The organism is Pseudohongiella nitratireducens, from assembly GCF_001642735.1.
Lineage (GTDB): Bacteria > Pseudomonadota > Gammaproteobacteria > Pseudomonadales > Pseudohongiellaceae > Pseudohongiella > Pseudohongiella nitratireducens.
Map to the genome: position 1 here is coordinate 248527 of NZ_LWHM01000033.1, position 20156 is coordinate 268682.

A 20156-nucleotide genomic window follows, 5' to 3' on the forward strand; every position below is an offset into this window, starting at 1 on the left:
GATCAGCATGAGTGAAAGCTATTCTCAAGCCTACATTGTAGATGGTGTCCGGACCGCATCCGGACGCCGTAACGGTTCTCTAAGCCAGGTACATCCTGTCGATCTGGGAGCAGCCGTTGTTGATGAATTGCTGGACCGTATTCGGATTCCCGGCGATGTCATTGATGACGTCATTTTTGGCTGTGTCAGTCAAATGGGAGCGCAAGCCAACAATATTGCCCGCAATGTGGTGCTGGCTTCCCGGTTGCCTCTGGAGGTTCCCGGCGTCACGGTAGATCGCCAGTGCGGCTCATCCTTGCAGGCAATCCAGTTTGGTGCCCAGGCTGTCATGTCAGGCACGCAGGATTTAATCATTTGCGGTGGCGTTGAAGTGATGAGTCTTCTGCCGTTGGGCAGTACAGTGAGTGACGTGCAATCCCTGGGGAGAGGGGCGCCCAGAGGAGAACGCATAGACGAGCGTTACCCGGGTGTCGAGTTCAGTCAGTTTATTGGCGCTGAATTGCTGGCTAAAAAATACCATTTAAGTCGTCTGGAAATGGAAAAGTTTGCGGTACTGAGTCATCAGCGGGCAGCAAAAGCCATACAAAACGGGTTTTTCGATCAGGAAATCGTTCCTGTTGAGGTTCTCTCTGGTGCAGTTGGCGATGAAGGCAGCCGGGTTTTTAACGTTGATGAAGGGGTTCGCTTTGATGCCAGCCTCAGTGCCATGCAAAGTCTCTCTCCGCTACAGGAAGGGGGCTTGATTACTGCAGCAACGGCCAGCCAGATAAGTGATGGAGCAGCTGCCGTTCTCATCGCCAATCAGCGTGCCGTTGCCCGCTATGATTTGCCCGTCAGGGCGCGAATTCATACCATGACAGTGACGGGCTCCGACCCTGAACTGATGCTGGAGGGACCTATCCCGGCAACTGAGCGCCTGCTGGACAGAGCAGGCATCACACTGGATGATATTGATCTCTACGAAGTCAATGAAGCCTTCGCTTCCGTCCCATTAGCCTGGGTTAAAGCCATGGATGCCGATATCAGGCGACTGAATGTCAATGGTGGTGCCATCGCACTGGGGCATCCGCTGGGGGCGACTGGCGCAAAGTTAATGACAACTTTACTGTCAACACTCGAGAGGCGGGAATTGCGCCTGGGACTACTGGTAATTTGTGAGGGCGGAGGCACAGCCAATGCCTGTTTAATAGAACGTTTGGAACTACCACTGGATTTATGAGTTTAACACCTTCGAAATATACCGCCTTTTTACCGGGCCAACAGACAATTGACCATTCAGCGAGGCAAACACCTGGCGTTTGCTGGTCGGCTACCCAGCCAACCGTTGTGAGCCAACCCACCTTGATTCATTGGAATACGGAACTGGCTGACGAAATAGGTTTGCCGACAGCCTGGCAAGATCCGGAAAATCGCCTGCAATGGCTGAGTGGCAATGCTTTACCGCCTGGCAGTCAGCCTTATGCGATGTGCTATGGCGGTCACCAGTTTGGCCAATGGGCTGGCCAACTGGGTGATGGCCGGGTCATCAACCTGGGTGACGTATCAGCGCGAGACGGTCAGAACTGGACCTTGCAACTCAAGGGAGCCGGACCGACTGCCTATTCGCGGTTCGCTGATGGCAGGGCTGTGCTGCGTTCTTCCGTCAGGGAATATCTTTGCAGTGAAGCGATGGCCTGTCTGGGGATTCCCACTACCCGCGCACTGAGCCTTGTTTTGACCGGAGACTCTGTCGTCAGGGATGTTTTTTATGACGGTAATCCGGCTCCTGAACAGGGGGCTATTGTTTGCCGGGCAGCACCGTCTTTTTTGCGTTTCGGTCATTTCGAATTAGCTGCATCGTTGGGAGATTCAGCGATGCTTAAACAGCTGATTCATTATGCGCTCTCGAACACTTCAACCGGGCATGTGCCGTTTACTCCTGACTCAGATCTGGATGTTAGTGCCGTCCTGGCATGGTTTGAAACGCTGTGTGAGCAAACACTTAAACTTGCTGTTGATTGGGCCCGGGTCGGTTTTGTTCACGGTGTATTGAATACGGATAATATGTCAGCCATGGGGTTAACGATCGACTATGGCCCCTATGGATGGTTAGATGCCTACGACCCCAGCTGGACTCCGAATACCACCGATGCCGGTCAGCGCCGTTACCGGTTTGAGAACCAGGGACGTATTGTGCAGTGGAACCTGTACCAGTTAGCAAATGCGCTGGCTGTGGTCATTCCTGATCATGAGGCATTACAGTCAATTGTTGAGTCACTGTCATCGCGTTATGAAAGCCTGTATCAGCAGATGATGTGTCACAAGCTGGGTTTGGAGGAATTCGAACCTCGTCATCAGGGCATCATTAAAATGCTCGAAAATTTGCTGCAGTCTCAGGAAACCGATATGACAATTTTCTTTGATCGGTTAAAACAGTTTTCAGTTAATGGGCCGCAGGAGAACGAAGGAACCGCCGACTCTGGGAGTCAGGCTGTTACAGAGCTGCAGCACTGCGTTAATGATGCACTCTATGATGGTAAAGTGCTGGATGACAACCTGCCCTTATACCGACAGTTTGCACTAGAATATCGGTCAGTGCTCAAAGGAACCAGCCAGGAGCGTCGTCACCAATTGATGTCTTCAAGCAATCCGGCATTTATTTTACGTAACTATCTGGTTCAGCAGGCGATAGAGTCATTGGATGGAGGCGACCAGCAGCCCTTTGATGAACTGTTCCAGGCTCTGCGGTCTCCTTATCGCGACCAGGGGACATTATCAGCCAAACGACCCGAATGGGCCAGAAATCACCCGGGTTGTACGGCGTTATCGTGTAGTTCCTGAGTTGTATGTTACTGGTCCATGCTGACAGTGACATTATCCATATTAAGTCCTTTTTTGGGTAACACTTTGTTACTACTGGCGCTTGTATAAAGTGCGATGATCCATCATGCCGAGTCGGTTTTTCTGACCCTGACTGTATTCGAACGGAGCCAGAGTTTTGCGAGCTATTTTACGTCACCCTCTACTAATACTTTTTCTTATTGCTGTTGTGGTTCTGACTGTTTCAGTTTTCTATAAACTGAATGAGCAGAGTTCAGGTGCTGGTGGTTTTGCTGGGGGCCCCGGCAGACCCGGTGGTATGGCAGCGACACCTGTGACAGTGGCGACGGTAGGTTATGAAGAAATGATCAATCGGGTTCAGTCAGTCGGCACGGCCATGGCCAATGAATCGGTCAATGTGACAGCAAAAGTTTCTGATACCGTTAGCCGGGTTCGTTTCAGCGACGGTGATCAGGTGCAGCGAGGCGATGTTCTGGTGGAACTGACAAACTCTGCTGAAATGGCACGACTTGAAGAGGCGCAATTGGCAGTGGATGATGCGCGTTTGCAGTTTGATCGCTTTCAGCCTCTGGCTGACCTGAACCTGGTTTCCCAGTCCGATCTTGATACCGCAGGTAACCGTGTTAATACCGCAGAAGCGAGATTGCAAGGTGTCGTTGCCGATATGAGTGATCGCCTGATTATGGCACCTTTTGACGGTGTACTGGGCTTCAGGCAGGTCAGTGAAGGATCTCTCGTTTCCCCCAATACTGTCATCACGACACTTGATGATATTTCGACGATAAAACTAGACTTCACCGTAGCGGAAGTTTTCCTGGCTGATATCAACGTCGGGGCCAGTATTGAAGCCAAAAGTATTGTTTACCAGGACCGCACATTCTCTGGTGTGGTTACCGTTGTAGGTTCTCGAATCGATCCTGCGACACGCTCTGTCCAGGTGCGTGCAGAAATACCTAACCCTGACGGTCAGTTGCGTCCGGGGATGTTGATGACAGTGGATATGTTACTGGATCAACGGGAGACGATTGTTGTTCCTGAAGAAGCGGTAGTGCCGATGCAGGGCAGACAATATGTTTATTTGGTTGATGATGAAAATATCGCGCGGCAAACAGTCATAAAAGTCGGTGCCAGGCAGCCTGGGCGCGTTGAGATTCTTGAAGGGTTAGTGCCTGGTCAGCAGGTGATAACCGAAGGAGTAGGGCAGGTTAGACCTGACACCCCTGTCCGTATTGTTAATAACGCAGGTTAAGGGCTAAGGGGAAAGTCATCATGTTATTGTCTGATGTTTCTGTAAAACGGCCTGTGTTTGCAACTGTTATAAGTTTGCTGCTGGTGGCTTTTGGTTTGATGTCTTTTTCGCAACTGACAGTACGGGAATACCCCGACACGAGCCCGCCGATTGTTTCTGTAAGCACAAGCTATCCGGGTGCCTCAGCAGAAATTATTGAGCAACAGATCACGCAGCTGATTGAAGAACAGATTAATGGTATTGAGGGCGTCAATATCATTTCTTCCTCAAGCAGTGATGGTAGTTCGCGTGTATCGGTCGAGTTTGATGTTGGCCGTGACATAGACCAGGCTGCTAATGATATCCGTGACAAGATATCGCGTGTTACCCGGCGTCTGCCGGAAGACGTTGATCCTCCGATTATTGCCAAAGCTGATGCTGATTCCCGTCCGATTGCGTTTTTCAACCTTACCAGTACACAAATGAGTTATTTGGAACTCAACGATTACGCTGAACGTTATTTGGTAGATCAGTTTTCTGTCATTGATGGTGTGGCCAGTGTCAGTGTGATGGGTGGTGGTGGTTATGCCATGCGTGTCTGGCTGGATCGGGTGGCGTTGACCGCTAGAGGTTTGACGGTAACCGATGTCGAGGCTGCTTTGCGGCGCCAAAACCTGGAATTACCGGCAGGGCGCATTGATTCTCAGGAACGTGAATTTACCGTTCGCGTTGAGCGGGTTTATCAAACCCCTGAAGACTTCTCTGCCCTGGTCATCGCCAGAGGGGCGGATGGTCACCAGATAACCCTGGGTGAAGTGGCACGTGTGGAATTAGGTGCAGCCAATACCCGCTCTGACTTTCAGGGTAACGGCGAACAAGCTGTTGGCCTGGGTATCGTAAAACAATCTACTGCCAATAGCCTGAGTGTTGTTCAGGATACGATGGCGGTTATTGACCGTATCAATACGACCCTGCCTTCCCATATGCAGTTGACACTATCGAATAGTGACGCTCAGTTTATTGAAGAAGCCATCGACTCCGTGTATTCGACCATATTTATGACGGTGGTCCTGGTCAGTCTTGTTATATACATGTTCCTGGGGTCGTTCCGTAGCATGCTGATCCCAGCGGTCACGATTCCGGTATGCCTGCTTTCAGCGTTCATTGTGCTTCTTGCTTTTGGTTTGACGATCAATCTGATTACGTTGCTGGCGATGGTACTCAGTGTGGGTTTGATCGTAGATGATTCCATTGTTGTGTTGGAGAATATTCAGCGTCGCGTGGAGTCAGGAGAACCGCCTTTGCTGGCTGCATATAATGGTGCCAGACAGGTGGGGTTTGCTGTTATTGCCACTACGCTGGTACTGCTGGCTGTGTTTGTGCCTGTTATCTTTATGGAAGGCAACATGGGGATTCTGTTCTTCGAGCTAGCGGTGACTATTGGTGGTGCTGTTGTTTTTTCCACTGTGCTGGCTCTGTCACTGACACCCATGATGGCTTCCAAATTGTTAAAACAGCATGCCAGTGAGAGTTTTCTGACCCGGGCTGTTGACCGGTTTTTCAGCTGGTTGCAACGTGGCTATCACCAGTCGCTCGAGTATTGTTTACGCTTCCGTGCCGCAGTCGTCCTTGGGCTTTGTGTGATTGCCGGGCTGGTTGTTTTGCTTTGGCAAAGTGTCCCTTCTGAGTTCTCTCCGCAGGAGGATCAAGGCGTATTGATGGCGATGATGCAAGGCCCTGAAGGTGCCAGTATGGAATACATGAGAGAACAGTCTGAACTTATGCAGGAGACATTGACTGCCTATCTCGAACGGGGTGAAATCGAAAGTTTTGTCACCATGATGCCTGGATTTGGCGGAGGCAGCGGCGTTAACAGCGGCATGAGTATCATCGCATTGCCTGATTGGCAAAACCGGCCCAAAGCTACAGGGCAGGTGATGAGTGAGTTGATGGATACCTGGCAAGAAATTCCCGGCGTCAGAATCAATGCCTTCATGCGCTCGGGTCTGGTGCGCGGAGGTGGTGGTCAGCCCGTGCAATTTGTTCTGGGCGGCCGCAGCTACCAGGAGCTGGCCCAGTGGCGGGATATCGTAATAAGCCGTGCTGATGCCAGTGGTCTGTTTTCGCCGATGCGTTCGGACTTTCTGGAAACAAGGCCCAGTCTGACAATTACTGTCAATAAAACCCGCGCAGCCGACCTGGGTGTTTCCATCCAAAGTATTGGTCGCACGTTACAGGCCATGATGAGTGAAAGCCGGGTTACCACCTATGTTGATGGTGGTGAAGAATATGATGTGATTTTGCAGGCTGAAGATGCGCAACGGGCATCTCCTGATGACCTGACCAACATATATGTTCGTTCCGAAAATACGGGTCAGTTGATACCCATGTCAAACCTGATCACGGTAGAAAACAGTTCGTCACCTAATACGTTGAACCGTTATAACCGAACCCGGGCTATTACAGTCAGCGCCGATTTGCAGCCCGGAGTCACATTGGATGAGGGATTGGCTTTTCTGGAAAATGTGGTGTTGGAGGAACTTCCAGAGCACGCCCAGATTGATTACAAAGGGGAGTCGCTGGAACTGAAAGAAGCCAGCGGCGGCTTGCTGTTTATTTTCTCTATGGCGCTGCTGGTGGTTTTCCTGGTGCTTGCTGCCCAGTTTGAAAGTTTTATCCATCCGATGATCATTATGACAACTGTACCTTTGGCAATTTTCGGTGCCTTGATCGGCCTGTTGTTAACCGATGGAACGCTGAATATTTACACCAATATTGGCTTGATCGTTCTGGTGGGTATTGCCAGTAAAAACGGTATTCTCATTGTCGAGTTTGCCAACCAGCAGCGGGATGAGGGCCTATCGTTTCGCGACGCTTTAATTCAAGCCTGTGATATGCGTTTGCGACCCGTCATCATGACAGCACTGTCTACCCTTGTTGGCGCGCTGCCGTTGATTCTGGCTGCCGGAGCAGGTTCAGAGAGCCGGATTCTGCTGGGTACGGTTATTTTCTCAGGTGTTTTGATGACCACCATCATGACTTTGTTTGTGGTACCAGTTGTGTATGATCTGATGGCACGACACACGGGCTCGCCTGAGGCCGTCTCCCGTAAGCTGGATGACATGCAAAGCCAGCGCACAAGGGATAACAGCAGCGATAATTCAGCTACGGTGGCAGGGCCAGAAAGCGGCGCCTGACGAGGCTGTTTTCTGATGTTAGTTTGTGATTGTCTCGATATCAGGATGACGACGAGTGTCATCAGTAGAGGCAATCACAAGCTGGACAACACGTTCACCATCTTCAGCCGTGAAAACAATATTGTCTGCTTTGTTAATCCCGAAGTCTGATACCTCAGAATTTGACGGACGCTGCAGCCGATACAGGCGTTGTTTGGCTTCTGCCCGATAATACATTCTGGCAATGACTTCCTGGCCGGTATAACAGCCTTTCTTGAAATTAACGGTTCCGTTGAGATCATAATTCAGTAACTGCGGCGTATATTTTTCGCTGATTTCCGGGCGAATCATGACCCAGGCGGATTCTGTGCTGGCCACTGCCCAGTGCTCTGGGCTGGCCGGTTCCAGGGTATCGGGTAATTGAGCCATTAATGCTGAGGCATTGGACTCACCAGCGACAAAGAGTTCGTAGCGGGTGCCAAGCCGGTCGGTTTTATCCAGGCAAACTGCGAAGTTGCTGTCATCATTCAGGATCGTGTTTGTTGCCAGCGCCTTGGCGGCATCAGAGGAGGCTGCGTCCGCCATTCGCCAAAGCTGATACTGCTCTGTGACGATGCTTAGCTGGCAATCAAAGAACACCATGTATTTGTTCAACGTATTAGCAATAATGTCTGCCATCCCCTGACCAGCACACAGATAAATCACATCATTACATTGCCATACCCGCATACTGGCTACCACGCGTCCTTTCAGGTTGCAAAGGGCACCAGGCAATATTTGTCCGTCCTGCAACTGATCCATATCACAGCTCAACTGCCCCTGCAGAAAACGCCTGCCATCTTTCCCGCTAAGAGCAAGTAATGAGAAGTTGGTAGTGGTGTCTTCGTTGTTTAACATCATATTGGCCATCATGCCTTTTCGTTGGTTGTTCGATTTCGGGTGCAGATCCAGCAAGCCTGCGCAGATTGCGTTAGAATAGCTATATTACTACAGCATCTGCTGTCAGCCTGTCAGAGAGAAGTTATGGTATCAGAAATTGCTTATAAGAAGTTGTTGTGGCACAGCCGTCGCGGGATGTGGGAGCTGGATATTTTACTGCTGCCCTTCGCTGAAACATGCCTGCCAACATTGCCACAGAAATCCCTACAGATTTATGCTCGTCTGCTTGCGGAAGAGGATCAGGACCTTTTTGCCTGTCTGGTAGACAGGGTTGAACACCCTGATCCCGAATTAAGAGAGATGGTAGGCCAAATCAGAGCATTCGCGGCCCGTGAAAAAACCATGCCCCACTGATCGCAAACAGAACCGGATGGTGACTTTCATGTATTGCCTGGCGGCAATGGCTGTCATCGTAGCAGAACCGCCGGCTGTGATTGTATTGCTGGCAATGATGTCATTATTCATTTCCTGGTATCACTGGTTTTTCATCTCGGATAGTGTCACAAAAATCTCGGTCTTGAATGACACACAGATATTGCTGGAATCAGCGCAAGGGCGATGGATACCCGTCAAAGTCACTTGTCTGTATTACTCGGGTCTGGGGCAGGTGGTCTATTGCCAGGAGTTTGCCAGCTCCAGGCGTGCCGGGTTTGTCAGGCGGCTGTGGACAGTCGTGAGTATCTTGCCAGCTACGTTGACAGCCGTTGACAACCTTCGCAAAGAACGTTGTCAGTTACAGACTCAACTGGCTGATCCGGTAAGCGGCGATAACACGGTGTCATGCGCTTCCGGCAGACGATCCGGTACATCAATATTGAAATGAAGGCCCCGGCTTTCGTGACGCAGCCTGGCTGAGTCGACAATCAAGCGCGCAACCAAAATCAGGTTCCTCAATTCCAGCAGGTCTCTGGAAACACGATGGCTGGCATAGTAGTCCCGCACTTCCTGTTCCAGCAGCAGCAAGCGATTGTGGGCCCGGTCAAGACGCCGGTTACTGCGCACGATTCCTACGTAATCCCACATCATCCGGCGTAACTCATCCCAGTTATGCGCGACTACCACTTCCTCATGAGACTGGGTAACTCGACTGTGGTCCCATTCTGGAATTTCAGGTTTGCCACCCTGGTCGCTTTGCAACTTTGCCAGAATGTCGTCTGCTGCACCAAACGCCAGTACAAAGCATTCCAGCAACGAGTTGCTGGCCATCCTGTTGGCGCCATGTAATCCAGTACAACTGGTCTCGCCAATTGCATATAGCCCGGGGATATCACTGCGACCAAACTTGTCAACTGCAACACCGCCACAAGTATAGTGAGCGGCAGGGACTACCGGTATACGCTCTTTGGTGATATCAATGCCATACTCAAGACAGCGTGCGTGAATGGTTGGGAAATGACTTTTAATAAACTCGGTGGGTTTGTGGCTGATGTTCAGATAAACGCAGTCGCAACCCAGGCGCTTCATCTCATGATCGATTGCCCTGGCAACAATATCGCGAGGTGCGAGTTCTGCACGATCGTCAAATTGCGGCATAAATCGGGTGCCGTCAGGTAATTCAAGCGTGGCGCCTTCGCCGCGAAGTGCCTCACTGATCAAAAACGATTTTGCGTGTGGGTGAAACAAACAGGTTGGGTGGAACTGATTAAATTCCATGTTGCTGACACGGCAGCCAGCGCGCCAGGCCATTGCAATACCATCGCCGGTCGCACTGTCCGGGTTGGTGGTGTAAAGGTAGGCTTTGCTTGCACCGCCACTGGCAAGGACAACACAGCGTGCTTTAAACGTTTCAACTTCTTCAGTATCGTTGTTATAGACATAAGCGCCGATACACGCTTTTCCATCCAGCCCCAGTTTTTCCTCGGTTATCAAATCAACAGCCAGGTGTCTTTCAAAGAGGGTAATGCCAGCAGTGTTCAATGCCTTGTCACGCAACGTTTCAAAAACAGCTCTTCCTGTCGCATCGGTTGCATGAATAATCCGGCGATGACTGTGGCCACCTTCCCGGGTCAGGTGCAGCGGCTTCAGGTTATGGCTGTTCAATGGTTGCTGGTCAGTGCCCGGGTGAGCATCGTCAGGTGGAATAACTGTAAAAGGGACCCCTTGTTCTACCAACCAGGCAATCGCTTCCTGGCTATGTTCTACGATATGTTTAACCATATTGTAGTTGCATAATCCGGCGCCGGAGTTCAATGTGTCTTCGATATGGGCATCAATGCTGTCATTTTCATCCAGTACGGCGGCAATCCCACCTTGCGCCCAGAAAGTAGCACCCTGGTTCAATTGTCCCTTGCTCAGTACTGCAACGCGTGCTTTATCTGCCGTTTTAAGCGCAAGACTTAAACCTGCAGCACCACTGCCAATGATTAAAATATCAAAATCGTGCACGCTAAATGCTCCTGAAGATGGTGGTGCGGGGATTCAGAATTCTATAGACTCTGGGAACTTTTGCAAAGATAGTCAGTCTTTTGGTGCGTTCTGGATAAATACTTACTAATGGGGTCAGGGTACTGCAGTCGAACCTATGGATAATCAAGAAACCGACAATCAGCTCGTAGAACGTGTACTGAAAAACGATACCCAGGCTTTTACCCTGTTAGTGCTAAGGTACCAGCATAAAGTGCTCGGTCTGATTGGTCGTTTTGTCAAAGACCCTTACGAAGCGGAAGATGTTGCCCAAGAATCTTTTTTGAAGGCGTATCGAGCGTTATCGTCATTTCGTGGTGATAGTGCCTTCTATACCTGGCTGTATCGGATTGCCGTAAATACGGCCAAGAATTACCTGGTTTCCAAAGGCCGGCGTCCACCGAGTACGGATGTGGATGTAAATGATGCTCAACTGGTTGATGACAGCAGTTTGCTGCGAGAGCTGGAAAGCCCCGATGCAGCAATGGAAAAGGAAGATTTGCGAAAAGTCATACAGCTTGCTATTGAAGAGCTGCCTGAAGAACTGCGAACCGCCTTTAGCCTGCGGGAGTTTTCCGGGTTAAGCTACGAGGATATTACCCAGGTGATGGATTGTCCGGTGGGTACGGTAAGATCGCGTATATTTCGTGCCAGGGAGGCAATAGATAAACGAATTCAAGAGTTTAGGTCGGCTAACTGATGATCAAAAGGGAGTTTGCTGGCGGTGACTTGCGTTCTTGCCTGAATTTTATGACAAATTGACCTTAACCAGGGAACTCTCTGCCATGGTGTCTGTCAAACTGGCATAGAACGAACGAGATAGTCTTTAAAATTTAGATGGTCTGGAAATGGGCTGACCAGGAACTTATCGGCGTCAGAGACAGACCAGTTAATGAGACAAGAGGGCTTTTAATGAGTCAGGATCATAGCAACGATTCAAAATCTTCAACCGCCGTATCCGGGCCAGAGGCACTCTCTGCCTTGATGGATGGAGAGTTGTCAGCCTTTGAATACCGTCGCCTGAATAACGAATTAGAGTCTCATCCTGAGTGGCTTGATCATTGGGAGCGTTTTCACCTGATACGGGATGGCTTGCGAGCAGAACCCTGGGCTGAACCGTTACCGTCATCACAGTCTCGGGATGGCTTGTCTTTGAGTGAGCGCATTGCCGCTGACGTTGCTAATGAAACACCAGTCCAGCAAACCGGCCCCCTTGTGAACAAAGCTAATGCAGGTCGCTGGTGGCAAGTCGGCGGCAGAGTGGCTGTCGCTGCAACTGTCGCACTGGCTGTGTTCGCCGGCATGCAAAATATGCTTTCCACGGAAGGCTCTGGCAGTGCATCACCTGCTATGGCCTGGCAAAATCAGTCTGAATCATCAGTGCCGATGACGGCAGAGACACAGTCCTCAGCGCAATTGAACCAGAATATAGCTAACACTGCCTCTGTGGTGGACCAGGATGCACAACGTCGCCTGAACGACTATATCCGTAGTGTATCCATACCGTCGCGCACGGCTGAAGAGTCGACGCCGTTCAATATACTGCGTGAGTCGCCCCTGCTCAGACCGGTCTCAGACCGAGAACTGTTGCCTGTGCCACAGTCCACTGAAGCAGTCGGTCAGCAATAGAAACCCAGGCTTCTGCAACACAGCATGGCAGCATGAAAGTTATATCTCAGCATTGAACCCCCGGACGCATCGCGGTATGTTAAAGTTCTTTGACGACTGACAACTGCGGAGCGTTCATGCATTTCTCTCAAGACCAACGGCTCTCATTCCGGCAACTGGTGTCCACGCTTTCTCCTTTGGGGCTCTGGTTGTGCCTGGTTATGGCCTTGACTGCCGGAAAAGTATCCGCTCAGGCCATGCTGCCCGATTTCGCCGAGTTGGTTGCCGCGAACTCTCCCACCATTGTCAATATCACTACTCGTCAACAGGTCCCCGCGCGTTCAGGCGCAGACAGGGATGATTTGGAAGAATTGCTTCGCCAGCTCCAGCCGGAAGAAGAGCTGGATTTACCTGATTTGCCGACACGCCCTCGCGGCGGTGTGGGATCTGGCTTTATCATGAGTGAGGATGGTTTCATCATCACTAACCATCATGTCGTCGCTAATGCTGACCGAATTACCGTCACACTGAATGACAGGCGTGAATTTTTTGCTGAAGTGATTGGCAGCGATGAATTATCGGATGTGGCTCTGCTCAAGATAGATGCCGACAACCTGCATGCCGTCCAGTTTGGCAATTCTGATGCATTGCGTGTTGGTGAATGGGTGTTAGCGATTGGTTCACCTTTTGGTCTGGAGTTTTCCGCAGCAGCAGGTATTGTCAGCGCCAAGTCACGCAGTGTGCCATCTCGTGGCTCCACTAACTATGTGTCTTTTATTCAGACGGATGTGGCGATTAACCAGGGCAACTCAGGCGGTCCGTTGTTTAACCTGGAAGGGCAGGTCGTCGGCATTAATTCGCAAATTCTCAGCAGTACCGGTGGCTCAAACGGCATTTCATTTGCCATACCCAGCAATATGGCACTCAACGTTATCGAGCAGCTCAAAGAATCGGGAAGTGTCAGCAGGGGGTTGCTGGGGGTTCTGATTAAAGATGTCAATTACGGTCTGGCTCAGGCGTATGGCCTGGATGCACCGCTTGGTGCCTTTGTGGATGAGGTGCAGCCTGACAGCCCGGCACAGCGCGCAGGGATTGAAAATAACGACATCGTGATTGCCTTTAATGACATTCCGATTAATGAGTCCTCGCAGCTTCCCTATTATGTTGGTCAGGTGAGGCCGGGTACTGAGGCAACAATTACGTTGTTAAGGGAAGGCCAGCAACTGGATTTGCCCGTCGTGGTTGGTGCACTGCCCGGTAGCGAACTGGCGCAAGGCGCGAGCCCGCCCAGCCAGCCTCGGGGTAATACCTTGGCACTGACGGTAGCGCCTGTCATGCCAGAGCAGGCTGAAGGTGTCGCTGAATTGTCCGAAGGCGGTGTCGTGATCGACGAGCTGCGCCAGGGGCCTGCCCGCCAGGCAGGCCTCTCTTCAGGCGATATCATTGTCATGCTTAACCACCGCTCAGTGACATCTCTGGCTGATTTTGAGGCGGTTGTGGCTGAATTGCCGGAAACCGGCTATGTGCCCGTGCGTGTCATTCGCAATGGCCGGGGCAGCACACTGGCTATTGAATTGCAGTAGCCAATCGTGCACTTGATGCACGGAAAGCAACTGACAGTGGCGCTTTGTTCCTGTAGACTTGGCGCCCTCCAGAGTAACGAGTGATTCTCCTAAGTGACCGATCTCAGCCGTATACGAAATTTCTCCATTATTGCTCACATCGACCACGGCAAATCCACCCTGGCAGACCGCTTTATTCAATATTGTGGTGGTCTGACTGACCGGGAAATGGCCGAGCAAGTGCTTGATTCGCTTGAAATTGAAAAAGAGCGGGGCATCACCATCAAGGCGCAAAGCGTCACCCTGTTTTACAAAGCACGTGATGGTGAGCAATATCAGCTAAACTTCATTGACACACCCGGACACGTCGACTTTTCCTACGAAGTGTCCCGCTCCCTGGCGGCCTGCGAAGGGGCGTTGCTGGTCGTTGATGCCGGGCAGGGTGTGGAAGCCCAGTCTGTTGCAACCTGTTATACCGCCATTGAACAGGGGCTGGAAGTGATTCCTGTCTTGAACAAGATGGACCTGCCACAAGCAGATCCTGATAAAGTTCGTCAGGAAATTGAAGAAATTATCGGCATCGATGCTTCCCAAGCGGTTCCTGCCAGTGCCAAATCAGGCATGGGCATTGAGGACATTCTTGAGGAACTGGTGCGCCTGGTGCCGCCACCCCAGGGTAACAGAGAAGGTGCACTACAAGCCCTGATCATTGACTCCTGGTTTGATAACTACCTCGGGGTTGTTTCTCTTGTTCGCGTTATGCATGGCTCGCTTAAAAAAGGCGACAAGATCATCGCCAAAAGCATTGGCAAAGGCCATGTTGTCGATCATGTTGGTTACTTCGATCCCAAACGCCACAATCTGGATGTATTACAGGCTGGTGAAGTGGGCTATATCATTGCCGGGATCAAGGACATTCAGGGCGCCCCCGTTGGTGACACACTGACTCTGGCGTCGACTCCTGATACACCGGCACTGGAAGGTTTCATGAAAGTGCAGCCGCAGGTGTTTGCCGGACTGTATCCGGTTTCTGCGGATGACTTTGAAGATTTCCGGGATGCGCTGGAAAAACTGACCCTTAATGATGCGTCCTTGTTTTATGAGCCCGAAAGTTCGGATGCCCTCGGGTTTGGGTTCCGTTGTGGTTTCCTGGGCATGCTGCACATGGAAATTGTGCAGGAGCGGCTTGAGCGCGAATATGATATTAACCTCATTACCACAGCTCCGACCGTTGTGTATGAGGTAGTGACGCGAAACAATGAAGTCGTTAAGGTAGAAAGCCCGTCCGCTTTGCCGCCGACAGCCTCGATCATTGAAACTCGTGAACCGATAGTGCTGGCCAGCATACTTGTACCTCAGGAACACCTGGGCAATATTATCTCTTTGTGTGTTGCCCGACGTGGTGTGCAGCGTGATATGCAGTTTATCGGCAGCCAGGTATCTCTCAGTTATGAATTGCCGATGGCGGAAGTGGTCATGGACTTTTTTGATAAACTGAAATCTGCCAGCCGCGGATACGCCTCACTGGATTACCACTTTATCCGTTTCCAGACTGCCAGCCTGGTTCGTCTTGATGTCATGATCAATGGCGACAGGGTTGATGCGTTAGCGATGATTGTTCATCGCGACCAGGCGCATGGCAAGGGGCGTGTGTTAGTGGAAAAAATGAAAGAATTAATACCTAGACAGATGTTTGATGTGGCGATTCAGGCGGCGATTGGCGGTCAGATTGTTGCGCGCTCAACCGTTAAAGCCTTGCGAAAAAATGTCACAGCCAAATGTTATGGTGGTGACGTAACCCGTAAGAAGAAATTGCTGGAAAAACAAAAAGCCGGTAAAAAACGCATGAAGCAGGTGGGCAATGTGGAAGTGCCCCAGGAAGCCTTCCTCGCCGTTCTCAAGGTAGACAGTTAATGGACATCGATTTTTCCCTGGTGCTGGTAGTTCTGGTCGCAATTTGTGCATTTATCTGGTTGTTGGATCGTTTTCTGCTGGCACCAGGGAGAAAGGCTGCAGAAAATGGTGGGCAGGAGCCTGTTGTAGTTGAGTACGCGAAGTCTTTCCTGCCGGTTCTGACTATTGTCCTGTTGCTACGATCATTTCTGGTGGAGCCTTTCCAGATTCCGTCCGGCTCCATGATACCGACACTTGAAGTCGGTGATTTCATACTGGTAAACAAATACCATTATGGACTGAGACTGCCGGTTATCGGTACCAAAATCATGGAAAATAATGAGCCTGAACGTGGTGAAGTGATGGTTTTTATCCCTCCGCATGAGAACCAGTATTTTATCAAACGTGTTATTGGCTTGCCCGGCGATACGATTGAATATGTTGACAAGGTACTAAGAATTAACGGCGATCCTGTTGCAATCGATGTAGTGGGAGATGTGGCAGTGGAAACATCATCTGGCATGCGTGAAGGCATCCTGTTTAATGAAACGATTGGCGATGTGACACATCGCTCACAAATTATTAACCGGGGCAGTCGGGCAGGACGGACCAGTTGGGTCGTTCCTGCTGGACACTACTTCATGATGGGGGATAACCGTGATAATAGCGCTGATAGCCGCGTTTGGGGGCCGGTTCCTGAGTCCAATATTGTGGGTAAGGCCTTTGCTGTCTGGATGCATAAAGAACCCGGCTTGAACCTGCCCAGCTTCAGTAGAAATCAGTTTATTCAATAAAGGTTGAACTCAGCCCAGGACTTGCATGAGTGTTCGGAAACCTGGAGTAGATACTGACCCATCATTGATAAGCAGAGCCCTGCCAGTTCTGCTGCTGATTCTTGTTGTTCCTGCAATTTATATCGTCTATCGCATAACGCCAGCATACCTGGATTATCATTATATGGTGACCACGGCCAGGCAAATGGTGCATGCTGGTGAGGCTGAAAGAATGTCGGGCAGTCAGATACTCAATGACTTTAGTGCCAACATGCGATTGAATCATATCGACACTTTCCAGGCAGGTTATCTTCGCATTGAGCGTGACTCAGGGAGAACGATGCTGATTTTTGACTATAGCATTGATGTTGACATATTAATGGGATGGCATCTGACAATAGATTTTCAGGAGACGGTTCCCTGATGCTTGCTTCGCAATTATCAACACTGCAATCAAAGTTAGGTTATCGTTTTAACGATAGCAGTCTTCTTAAACAGGCATTAACGCACCGCAGCGTCGGCGCCCAGAACAATCAACGCCTTGAGTTTTTAGGTGATGCCGCCTTGGGGCTGATCATGGCCGATATACTATTCATGCATCACCCCTCGGCAAGCGAAGGGGATATGAGCAAGGCCAGGGCCAGTCTGGTAAATCGTCAGGCCCTGTCAACACTGGGCAGAAAGCTGGGTATCAATGAACTTCTGGTGCTGGGTCTGGGAGAGCGTAAAAGCGGTGGTGCAGACCGGGACTCCAACCTCTGCGACGCGGTGGAGGCGATTCTGGGAGCGGTTTATAAAGATGGCGGCTATGATGCTTGCTACGAGTGCGTTGACAAGCTAATGCGCGATGATCTGCCGACAGAGTCGCTGGATGAGATTAAGGATGCCAAGACACGCTTGCAGGAAATGATGCAGCAACAGGGCTTGCCTTTGCCAGGCTATGAAGTTGCAACAATTGCCGGTGAAGAGCATGAACAAAAATTTCATGTTGTGTGCCGGACAGCCTTGTCAGCGCATACAGCAAAAGGGACGGGAAGTAGTCGGCGTAAGGCTGAGCAGGATGCTGCTGTAGCTATGTTAACGTTGATCAGTGAGTCACCCTCAGGAGAATTTTAAAATGTCAGATGTGTCGACTGAGCAGGAAAAGCGATGTGGTTTTATTGCCATAGTGGGGCGGCCGAATGTGGGCAAGTCGACGCTTCTTAACTACCTGCTTGAACAGAAAATCAGTATTACATCCAGAAAACCGCAGACCACCCGGCACCGTGTTACCGGCATTCGTTCTGAAGGTGATACACAATTTATTTTTGTTGATACCCCGGGTCTTCATAAAGCAGATCACAAGGCACTGAACCGCGCGATGAATGCTACCGTGCTGGAAGTACTGAAAGATGTTGATGTTGTGTTGTTCATGGTTGACCGGCTGACATTCAATGAAGAGGACCAGATGGTACTGGATGCCCTGGCATCGATCAAAAAGCCGGTGTTGTTGCTGATTAATAAAATTGATTTGCTCGAGCAACGGGAACGTTTGTTGCCCCATATGGATCGCTTATCAAAAAAGCGGGATTTTGCTGAAATTATCCCATTGACGGTTCTCGGTGGTCATAACCTCGATACGGTACTGGCAACTGTCAGACCGCATTTGCCGGCGTCGCCGTTTTTATTTCCGGAAGACCAGGTGACAGACCGTTCATCACGTTTTCTGGCAGCAGAACTGATTCGTGAAAAAATTACCCGACAGCTCGGGGATGAGCTGCCGTATGAAGCCATGGTTGAAATTGAACGATTCGAGATAAATAAAAACAGCGTTCATATTCATGGTCTGATTCTGGTAGAGAAAGCGGGCCAGAAACAGATCATTATTGGTAAAGATGGAGAACGTCTTAAATCCATTGGCAAGGCTGCTCGCCTGGATATGGAGACGGCTTTTGACCGTAAAGTCATGCTGCACTTGTGGGTGAAGGTCAAGTCCGGTTGGGCCGATGACGAACGCGCCCTGCAAAGTCTTAATTAACCTGAGGTAGCGTTGGCCATGCGTATCGACATGCAGCCAGCATTTGTGCTTCATACCCGCCCTTATCGTGATACCAGTCTCCTGGTTGATTTTCTGACCCGGGATCATGGTTTGCTGCGGGCTGTGGCCCGTGGCGTTGCGGGTAGTAGCAAGCGAAGCAAAACCCGGATGATGTCGTTCCAGCCCTACCTCGTGACATTGTCAGGAAAAACAGAGCTGCTTTCACTGTATCAGAGCGAATACGCAGGTAATGCCATTACACTGAAAAGTGATCCCTTGTTTAGTGCCATGTATCTTAACGAGTTACTGGTGCGCACATTGCAGGTGAATGAGGGGCATGCGCATGTTTTTATCCGCTACGGGCAGGCCTTGTCCGGGCTTCAGTCAGGACATGCCATTGAATCAGTATTACGCCGTTTTGAATGGCGTTTGCTCGAAGAATTGGGTTATGGCATTGATACTGATGATCTGGATCCTGCGCTCAGCTATGATTTTGAGGATGCAGCTGGCCTGGTTATTGTGGACCACGAAACAGTTCCCGGCCTGTCATTCCCAGGGCACTTATTGCAGCGTTTTGCATGCTGGGTTGAAGAAGAGGGTGACAGACCACTGGAAGATGAGTTAGCCAGCTTTGCCAAAGTATTAATGAGACGGCGACTTGCTCCGCTGCTTGGAGACAAACCCTTGCTGAGCCGAAAGCTTTTTTTGGCAAAAAAACCGCCTGCTCCTGGTGCCAGCTACCAGGGTTGACCTATCACAGCAGTCCAAATAAAGGTAAAATTACTGCTTTCGAGTTTACCTTGAGTTGAGGTTGTTAGATCAGGTTATGGATTACCCGACGATAGATTCGCAAATTGGCCAGACGCCGTTAGTGCGTTTGCAGCGCCTTGCCGGTGAAACGAGCAATACGATACTGCTGAAACTGGAAGGTAATAACCCGGCCGGTTCGGTTAAAGACAGACCTGCCAGAAACATGATTATGCAGGCCCAGCAGCGTGGTGACATCAAGCCGGGTGATACCCTGATTGAAGCGACCAGCGGCAACACCGGTATCGCCCTGGCGATGGTGGCTGCTATTCACGGTTATCGTATGGTTCTGATCATGCCTGACAACATGTCTGAAGAGCGCAAATCAGCAATGAGCGCCTATGGCGCAGAACTTATTCTGGTCAGCGAAACCGAGGGCATGGAAGGTGCTCGCGACCTGGCAGATAAAATGGGCGCCGAGGGTAAAGGCTATGTACTTAATCAGTTTGCCAACACTGATAACCCGGAAGCTCATTATCTGACGACTGGCCCGGAGATCTGGCAGGCCACCAACGGGACCATCACTCACTTTGTGTCTTCCATGGGGACAACAGGGACGATTATGGGAGTATCCCGGTATTTGAAAGAACAAAATCCCGCTATCGAAATTATTGGCCTGCAACCAGAGGATGAGTCCAAAATTCCTGGTATTCGCCGCTGGCCACTGGCGTATTTGCCTGAGATTTACGATGCGTCACGCGTTGACAGGGTCGTTGATATTTCCCAGAAGGATGCGGAAGAAACCATGCGCGCACTGGCTCGTGAAGAAGGTATTTTTTGTGGTGTGTCCTCGGGTGGTGCTGTGTTTGGAGCCTTGCAGCTTGCCAGTCAGGTAGAGAATGCAACAATTGTCTGTATCATTTGTGACCGCGGCGATCGCTATCTTTCCACGGGTGTCTTCTCTTGATTCATCTCTGACTAATATTAACA

The 20156-nt window shown here is 50.5% G+C and carries 18 protein-coding genes; 16 read left to right on the forward strand and 2 right to left on the reverse strand.

What is annotated here, in order from left to right; genetic code table 11:
- The first annotated feature begins 7 nt into the window (after positions 1 to 7).
- The 4 genes from PSCS_RS13640 (at position 8) to PSCS_RS13655 (ending at position 7245) form a co-directional block, all read left to right on the forward strand.
- Positions 8 to 1219, forward strand: coding sequence for an acetyl-CoA C-acyltransferase (locus tag PSCS_RS13640; protein WP_068812632.1), 1212 nt, complete (start codon positions 8 to 10; stop codon positions 1217 to 1219).
- Complete coding sequence (locus tag PSCS_RS13645) at positions 1216 to 2820, forward strand: protein adenylyltransferase SelO (protein WP_068812633.1); 1605 nt, start codon at positions 1216 to 1218, stop codon at positions 2818 to 2820. The genes PSCS_RS13640 and PSCS_RS13645 overlap by 4 nt, the downstream gene beginning before the upstream one ends.
- A gap of 157 nt (positions 2821 to 2977) precedes the next feature.
- The gene (locus PSCS_RS13650; protein ID WP_082866631.1) at positions 2978 to 4069 is read left to right on the forward strand and encodes an efflux RND transporter periplasmic adaptor subunit; all 1092 of its coding nucleotides are present in this window, start codon (positions 2978 to 2980) and stop codon (positions 4067 to 4069) included.
- Between the two features lie 20 nt (positions 4070 to 4089).
- The gene (locus tag PSCS_RS13655; protein ID WP_068812634.1) at positions 4090 to 7245 is read left to right on the forward strand and encodes an efflux RND transporter permease subunit; all 3156 of its coding nucleotides are present in this window, start codon (positions 4090 to 4092) and stop codon (positions 7243 to 7245) included.
- Positions 7246 to 7263: 18 nt separating this feature from the next.
- Here the strand turns inward: PSCS_RS13655 and ygfZ are convergent, their stop codons facing one another.
- On the reverse strand, positions 7264 to 8124 hold the full coding sequence (ygfZ, locus tag PSCS_RS13660) for a CAF17-like 4Fe-4S cluster assembly/insertion protein YgfZ (RefSeq protein ID WP_158662876.1): 861 nt from the start codon (positions 8122 to 8124) through the stop codon (positions 7264 to 7266).
- 123 nt (positions 8125 to 8247) lie between these two features.
- Between ygfZ and PSCS_RS13665 the strand changes: the two genes are divergently transcribed.
- Positions 8248 to 8517, forward strand: coding sequence for an FAD assembly factor SdhE (locus PSCS_RS13665; protein WP_068812636.1), 270 nt, complete (start codon positions 8248 to 8250; stop codon positions 8515 to 8517).
- Positions 8495 to 8986: a hypothetical protein gene (locus PSCS_RS15925; protein ID WP_157885722.1), complete on the forward strand. Its 492-nt coding sequence runs from the start codon at positions 8495 to 8497 to the stop codon at positions 8984 to 8986. Before PSCS_RS13665 ends, PSCS_RS15925 begins: the two co-directional genes overlap by 23 nt.
- Here the strand turns inward: PSCS_RS15925 and nadB are convergent.
- Positions 8905 to 10548: an L-aspartate oxidase gene (nadB, locus tag PSCS_RS13670; RefSeq protein WP_068812637.1), complete on the reverse strand. Its 1644-nt coding sequence runs from the start codon at positions 10546 to 10548 to the stop codon at positions 8905 to 8907. The two genes, PSCS_RS15925 and nadB, sit on opposite strands and share 82 nt — an antisense overlap.
- Positions 10549 to 10684: 136 nt before the next feature.
- Between nadB and rpoE the strand changes: the two genes are divergently transcribed.
- The 10 genes from rpoE to cysM all read left to right on the forward strand — a co-directional run bounded on the left by rpoE (position 10685) and on the right by cysM (position 20133).
- Positions 10685 to 11266 (forward strand): RNA polymerase sigma factor RpoE, encoded by a 582-nt coding sequence (gene rpoE / locus PSCS_RS13675; protein ID WP_068812638.1) that lies wholly within the window; start codon positions 10685 to 10687, stop codon positions 11264 to 11266.
- A gap of 212 nt (positions 11267 to 11478) precedes the next feature.
- Positions 11479 to 12195, forward strand: a complete 717-nt coding sequence (locus PSCS_RS13680; protein WP_068812639.1) for a sigma-E factor negative regulatory protein — start codon at positions 11479 to 11481, stop codon at positions 12193 to 12195.
- Positions 12196 to 12311: 116 nt separating this feature from the next.
- Complete coding sequence (locus PSCS_RS13685; protein ID WP_082866633.1) at positions 12312 to 13757, forward strand: Do family serine endopeptidase; 1446 nt, start codon at positions 12312 to 12314, stop codon at positions 13755 to 13757.
- Between the two features lie 93 nt (positions 13758 to 13850).
- Complete coding sequence (gene lepA / locus PSCS_RS13690) at positions 13851 to 15650, forward strand: translation elongation factor 4 (protein WP_068812641.1); 1800 nt, start codon at positions 13851 to 13853, stop codon at positions 15648 to 15650.
- Entirely contained in the window at positions 15650 to 16423 is a 774-nt protein-coding gene (gene lepB / locus PSCS_RS13695) for a signal peptidase I (protein WP_068812642.1), read from the forward strand. Before lepA ends, lepB begins: the two co-directional genes overlap by 1 nt.
- 25 nt (positions 16424 to 16448) lie before the next feature.
- On the forward strand, positions 16449 to 16826 hold the full coding sequence (locus tag PSCS_RS13700; protein ID WP_068812643.1) for a DUF4845 domain-containing protein: 378 nt from the start codon (positions 16449 to 16451) through the stop codon (positions 16824 to 16826).
- Complete coding sequence (gene rnc / locus PSCS_RS13705; protein WP_068812644.1) at positions 16826 to 17518, forward strand: ribonuclease III; 693 nt, start codon at positions 16826 to 16828, stop codon at positions 17516 to 17518. Before PSCS_RS13700 ends, rnc begins: the two co-directional genes overlap by 1 nt.
- 10 nt (positions 17519 to 17528) lie before the next feature.
- Positions 17529 to 18419, forward strand: coding sequence for a GTPase Era (gene era, locus PSCS_RS13710; RefSeq protein WP_397387505.1), 891 nt, complete (start codon positions 17529 to 17531; stop codon positions 18417 to 18419).
- An 18-nt stretch (positions 18420 to 18437) separates the two neighbouring features.
- A complete protein-coding gene (gene recO / locus PSCS_RS13715; protein WP_082866634.1) occupies positions 18438 to 19169 on the forward strand; it encodes a DNA repair protein RecO in 732 nt (243 codons plus the stop codon).
- Between the two features lie 76 nt (positions 19170 to 19245).
- Positions 19246 to 20133, forward strand: a complete 888-nt coding sequence (gene cysM, locus PSCS_RS13720) for a cysteine synthase CysM (protein WP_068812646.1) — start codon at positions 19246 to 19248, stop codon at positions 20131 to 20133.
- The last annotated feature ends 23 nt before the right edge of the window (positions 20134 to 20156 follow it).

What these genes read in the sequence shown, in the direction of transcription:
- PSCS_RS13640 (WP_068812632.1), top strand. Translation starts at nt 8, where the DNA reads ATGAGTGAAAGCTATTCTCAAGCCTACATTGTAGATGGTGTCCGGACC.
- PSCS_RS13645 (WP_068812633.1), top strand. Translation starts at nt 1,216, where the DNA reads ATGAGTTTAACACCTTCGAAATATACCGCCTTTTTACCGGGCCAACAG.
- PSCS_RS13655 (WP_068812634.1), top strand. Translation starts at nt 4,090, where the DNA reads ATGTTATTGTCTGATGTTTCTGTAAAACGGCCTGTGTTTGCAACTGTT.
- ygfZ (WP_158662876.1), bottom strand. Translation starts at nt 8,124, where the DNA reads ATGATGTTAAACAACGAAGACACCACTACCAACTTCTCATTACTTGCT.
- PSCS_RS13665 (WP_068812636.1), top strand. Translation starts at nt 8,248, where the DNA reads ATGGTATCAGAAATTGCTTATAAGAAGTTGTTGTGGCACAGCCGTCGC.
- rpoE (WP_068812638.1), top strand. Translation starts at nt 10,685, where the DNA reads ATGGATAATCAAGAAACCGACAATCAGCTCGTAGAACGTGTACTGAAA.
- PSCS_RS13680 (WP_068812639.1), top strand. Translation starts at nt 11,479, where the DNA reads ATGAGTCAGGATCATAGCAACGATTCAAAATCTTCAACCGCCGTATCC.
- PSCS_RS13685 (WP_082866633.1), top strand. Translation starts at nt 12,312, where the DNA reads ATGCATTTCTCTCAAGACCAACGGCTCTCATTCCGGCAACTGGTGTCC.
- lepB (WP_068812642.1), top strand. Translation starts at nt 15,650, where the DNA reads ATGGACATCGATTTTTCCCTGGTGCTGGTAGTTCTGGTCGCAATTTGT.
- PSCS_RS13700 (WP_068812643.1), top strand. Translation starts at nt 16,449, where the DNA reads ATGAGTGTTCGGAAACCTGGAGTAGATACTGACCCATCATTGATAAGC.
- rnc (WP_068812644.1), top strand. Translation starts at nt 16,826, where the DNA reads ATGCTTGCTTCGCAATTATCAACACTGCAATCAAAGTTAGGTTATCGT.
- recO (WP_082866634.1), top strand. Translation starts at nt 18,438, where the DNA reads ATGCGTATCGACATGCAGCCAGCATTTGTGCTTCATACCCGCCCTTAT.
- cysM (WP_068812646.1), top strand. Translation starts at nt 19,246, where the DNA reads ATGGATTACCCGACGATAGATTCGCAAATTGGCCAGACGCCGTTAGTG.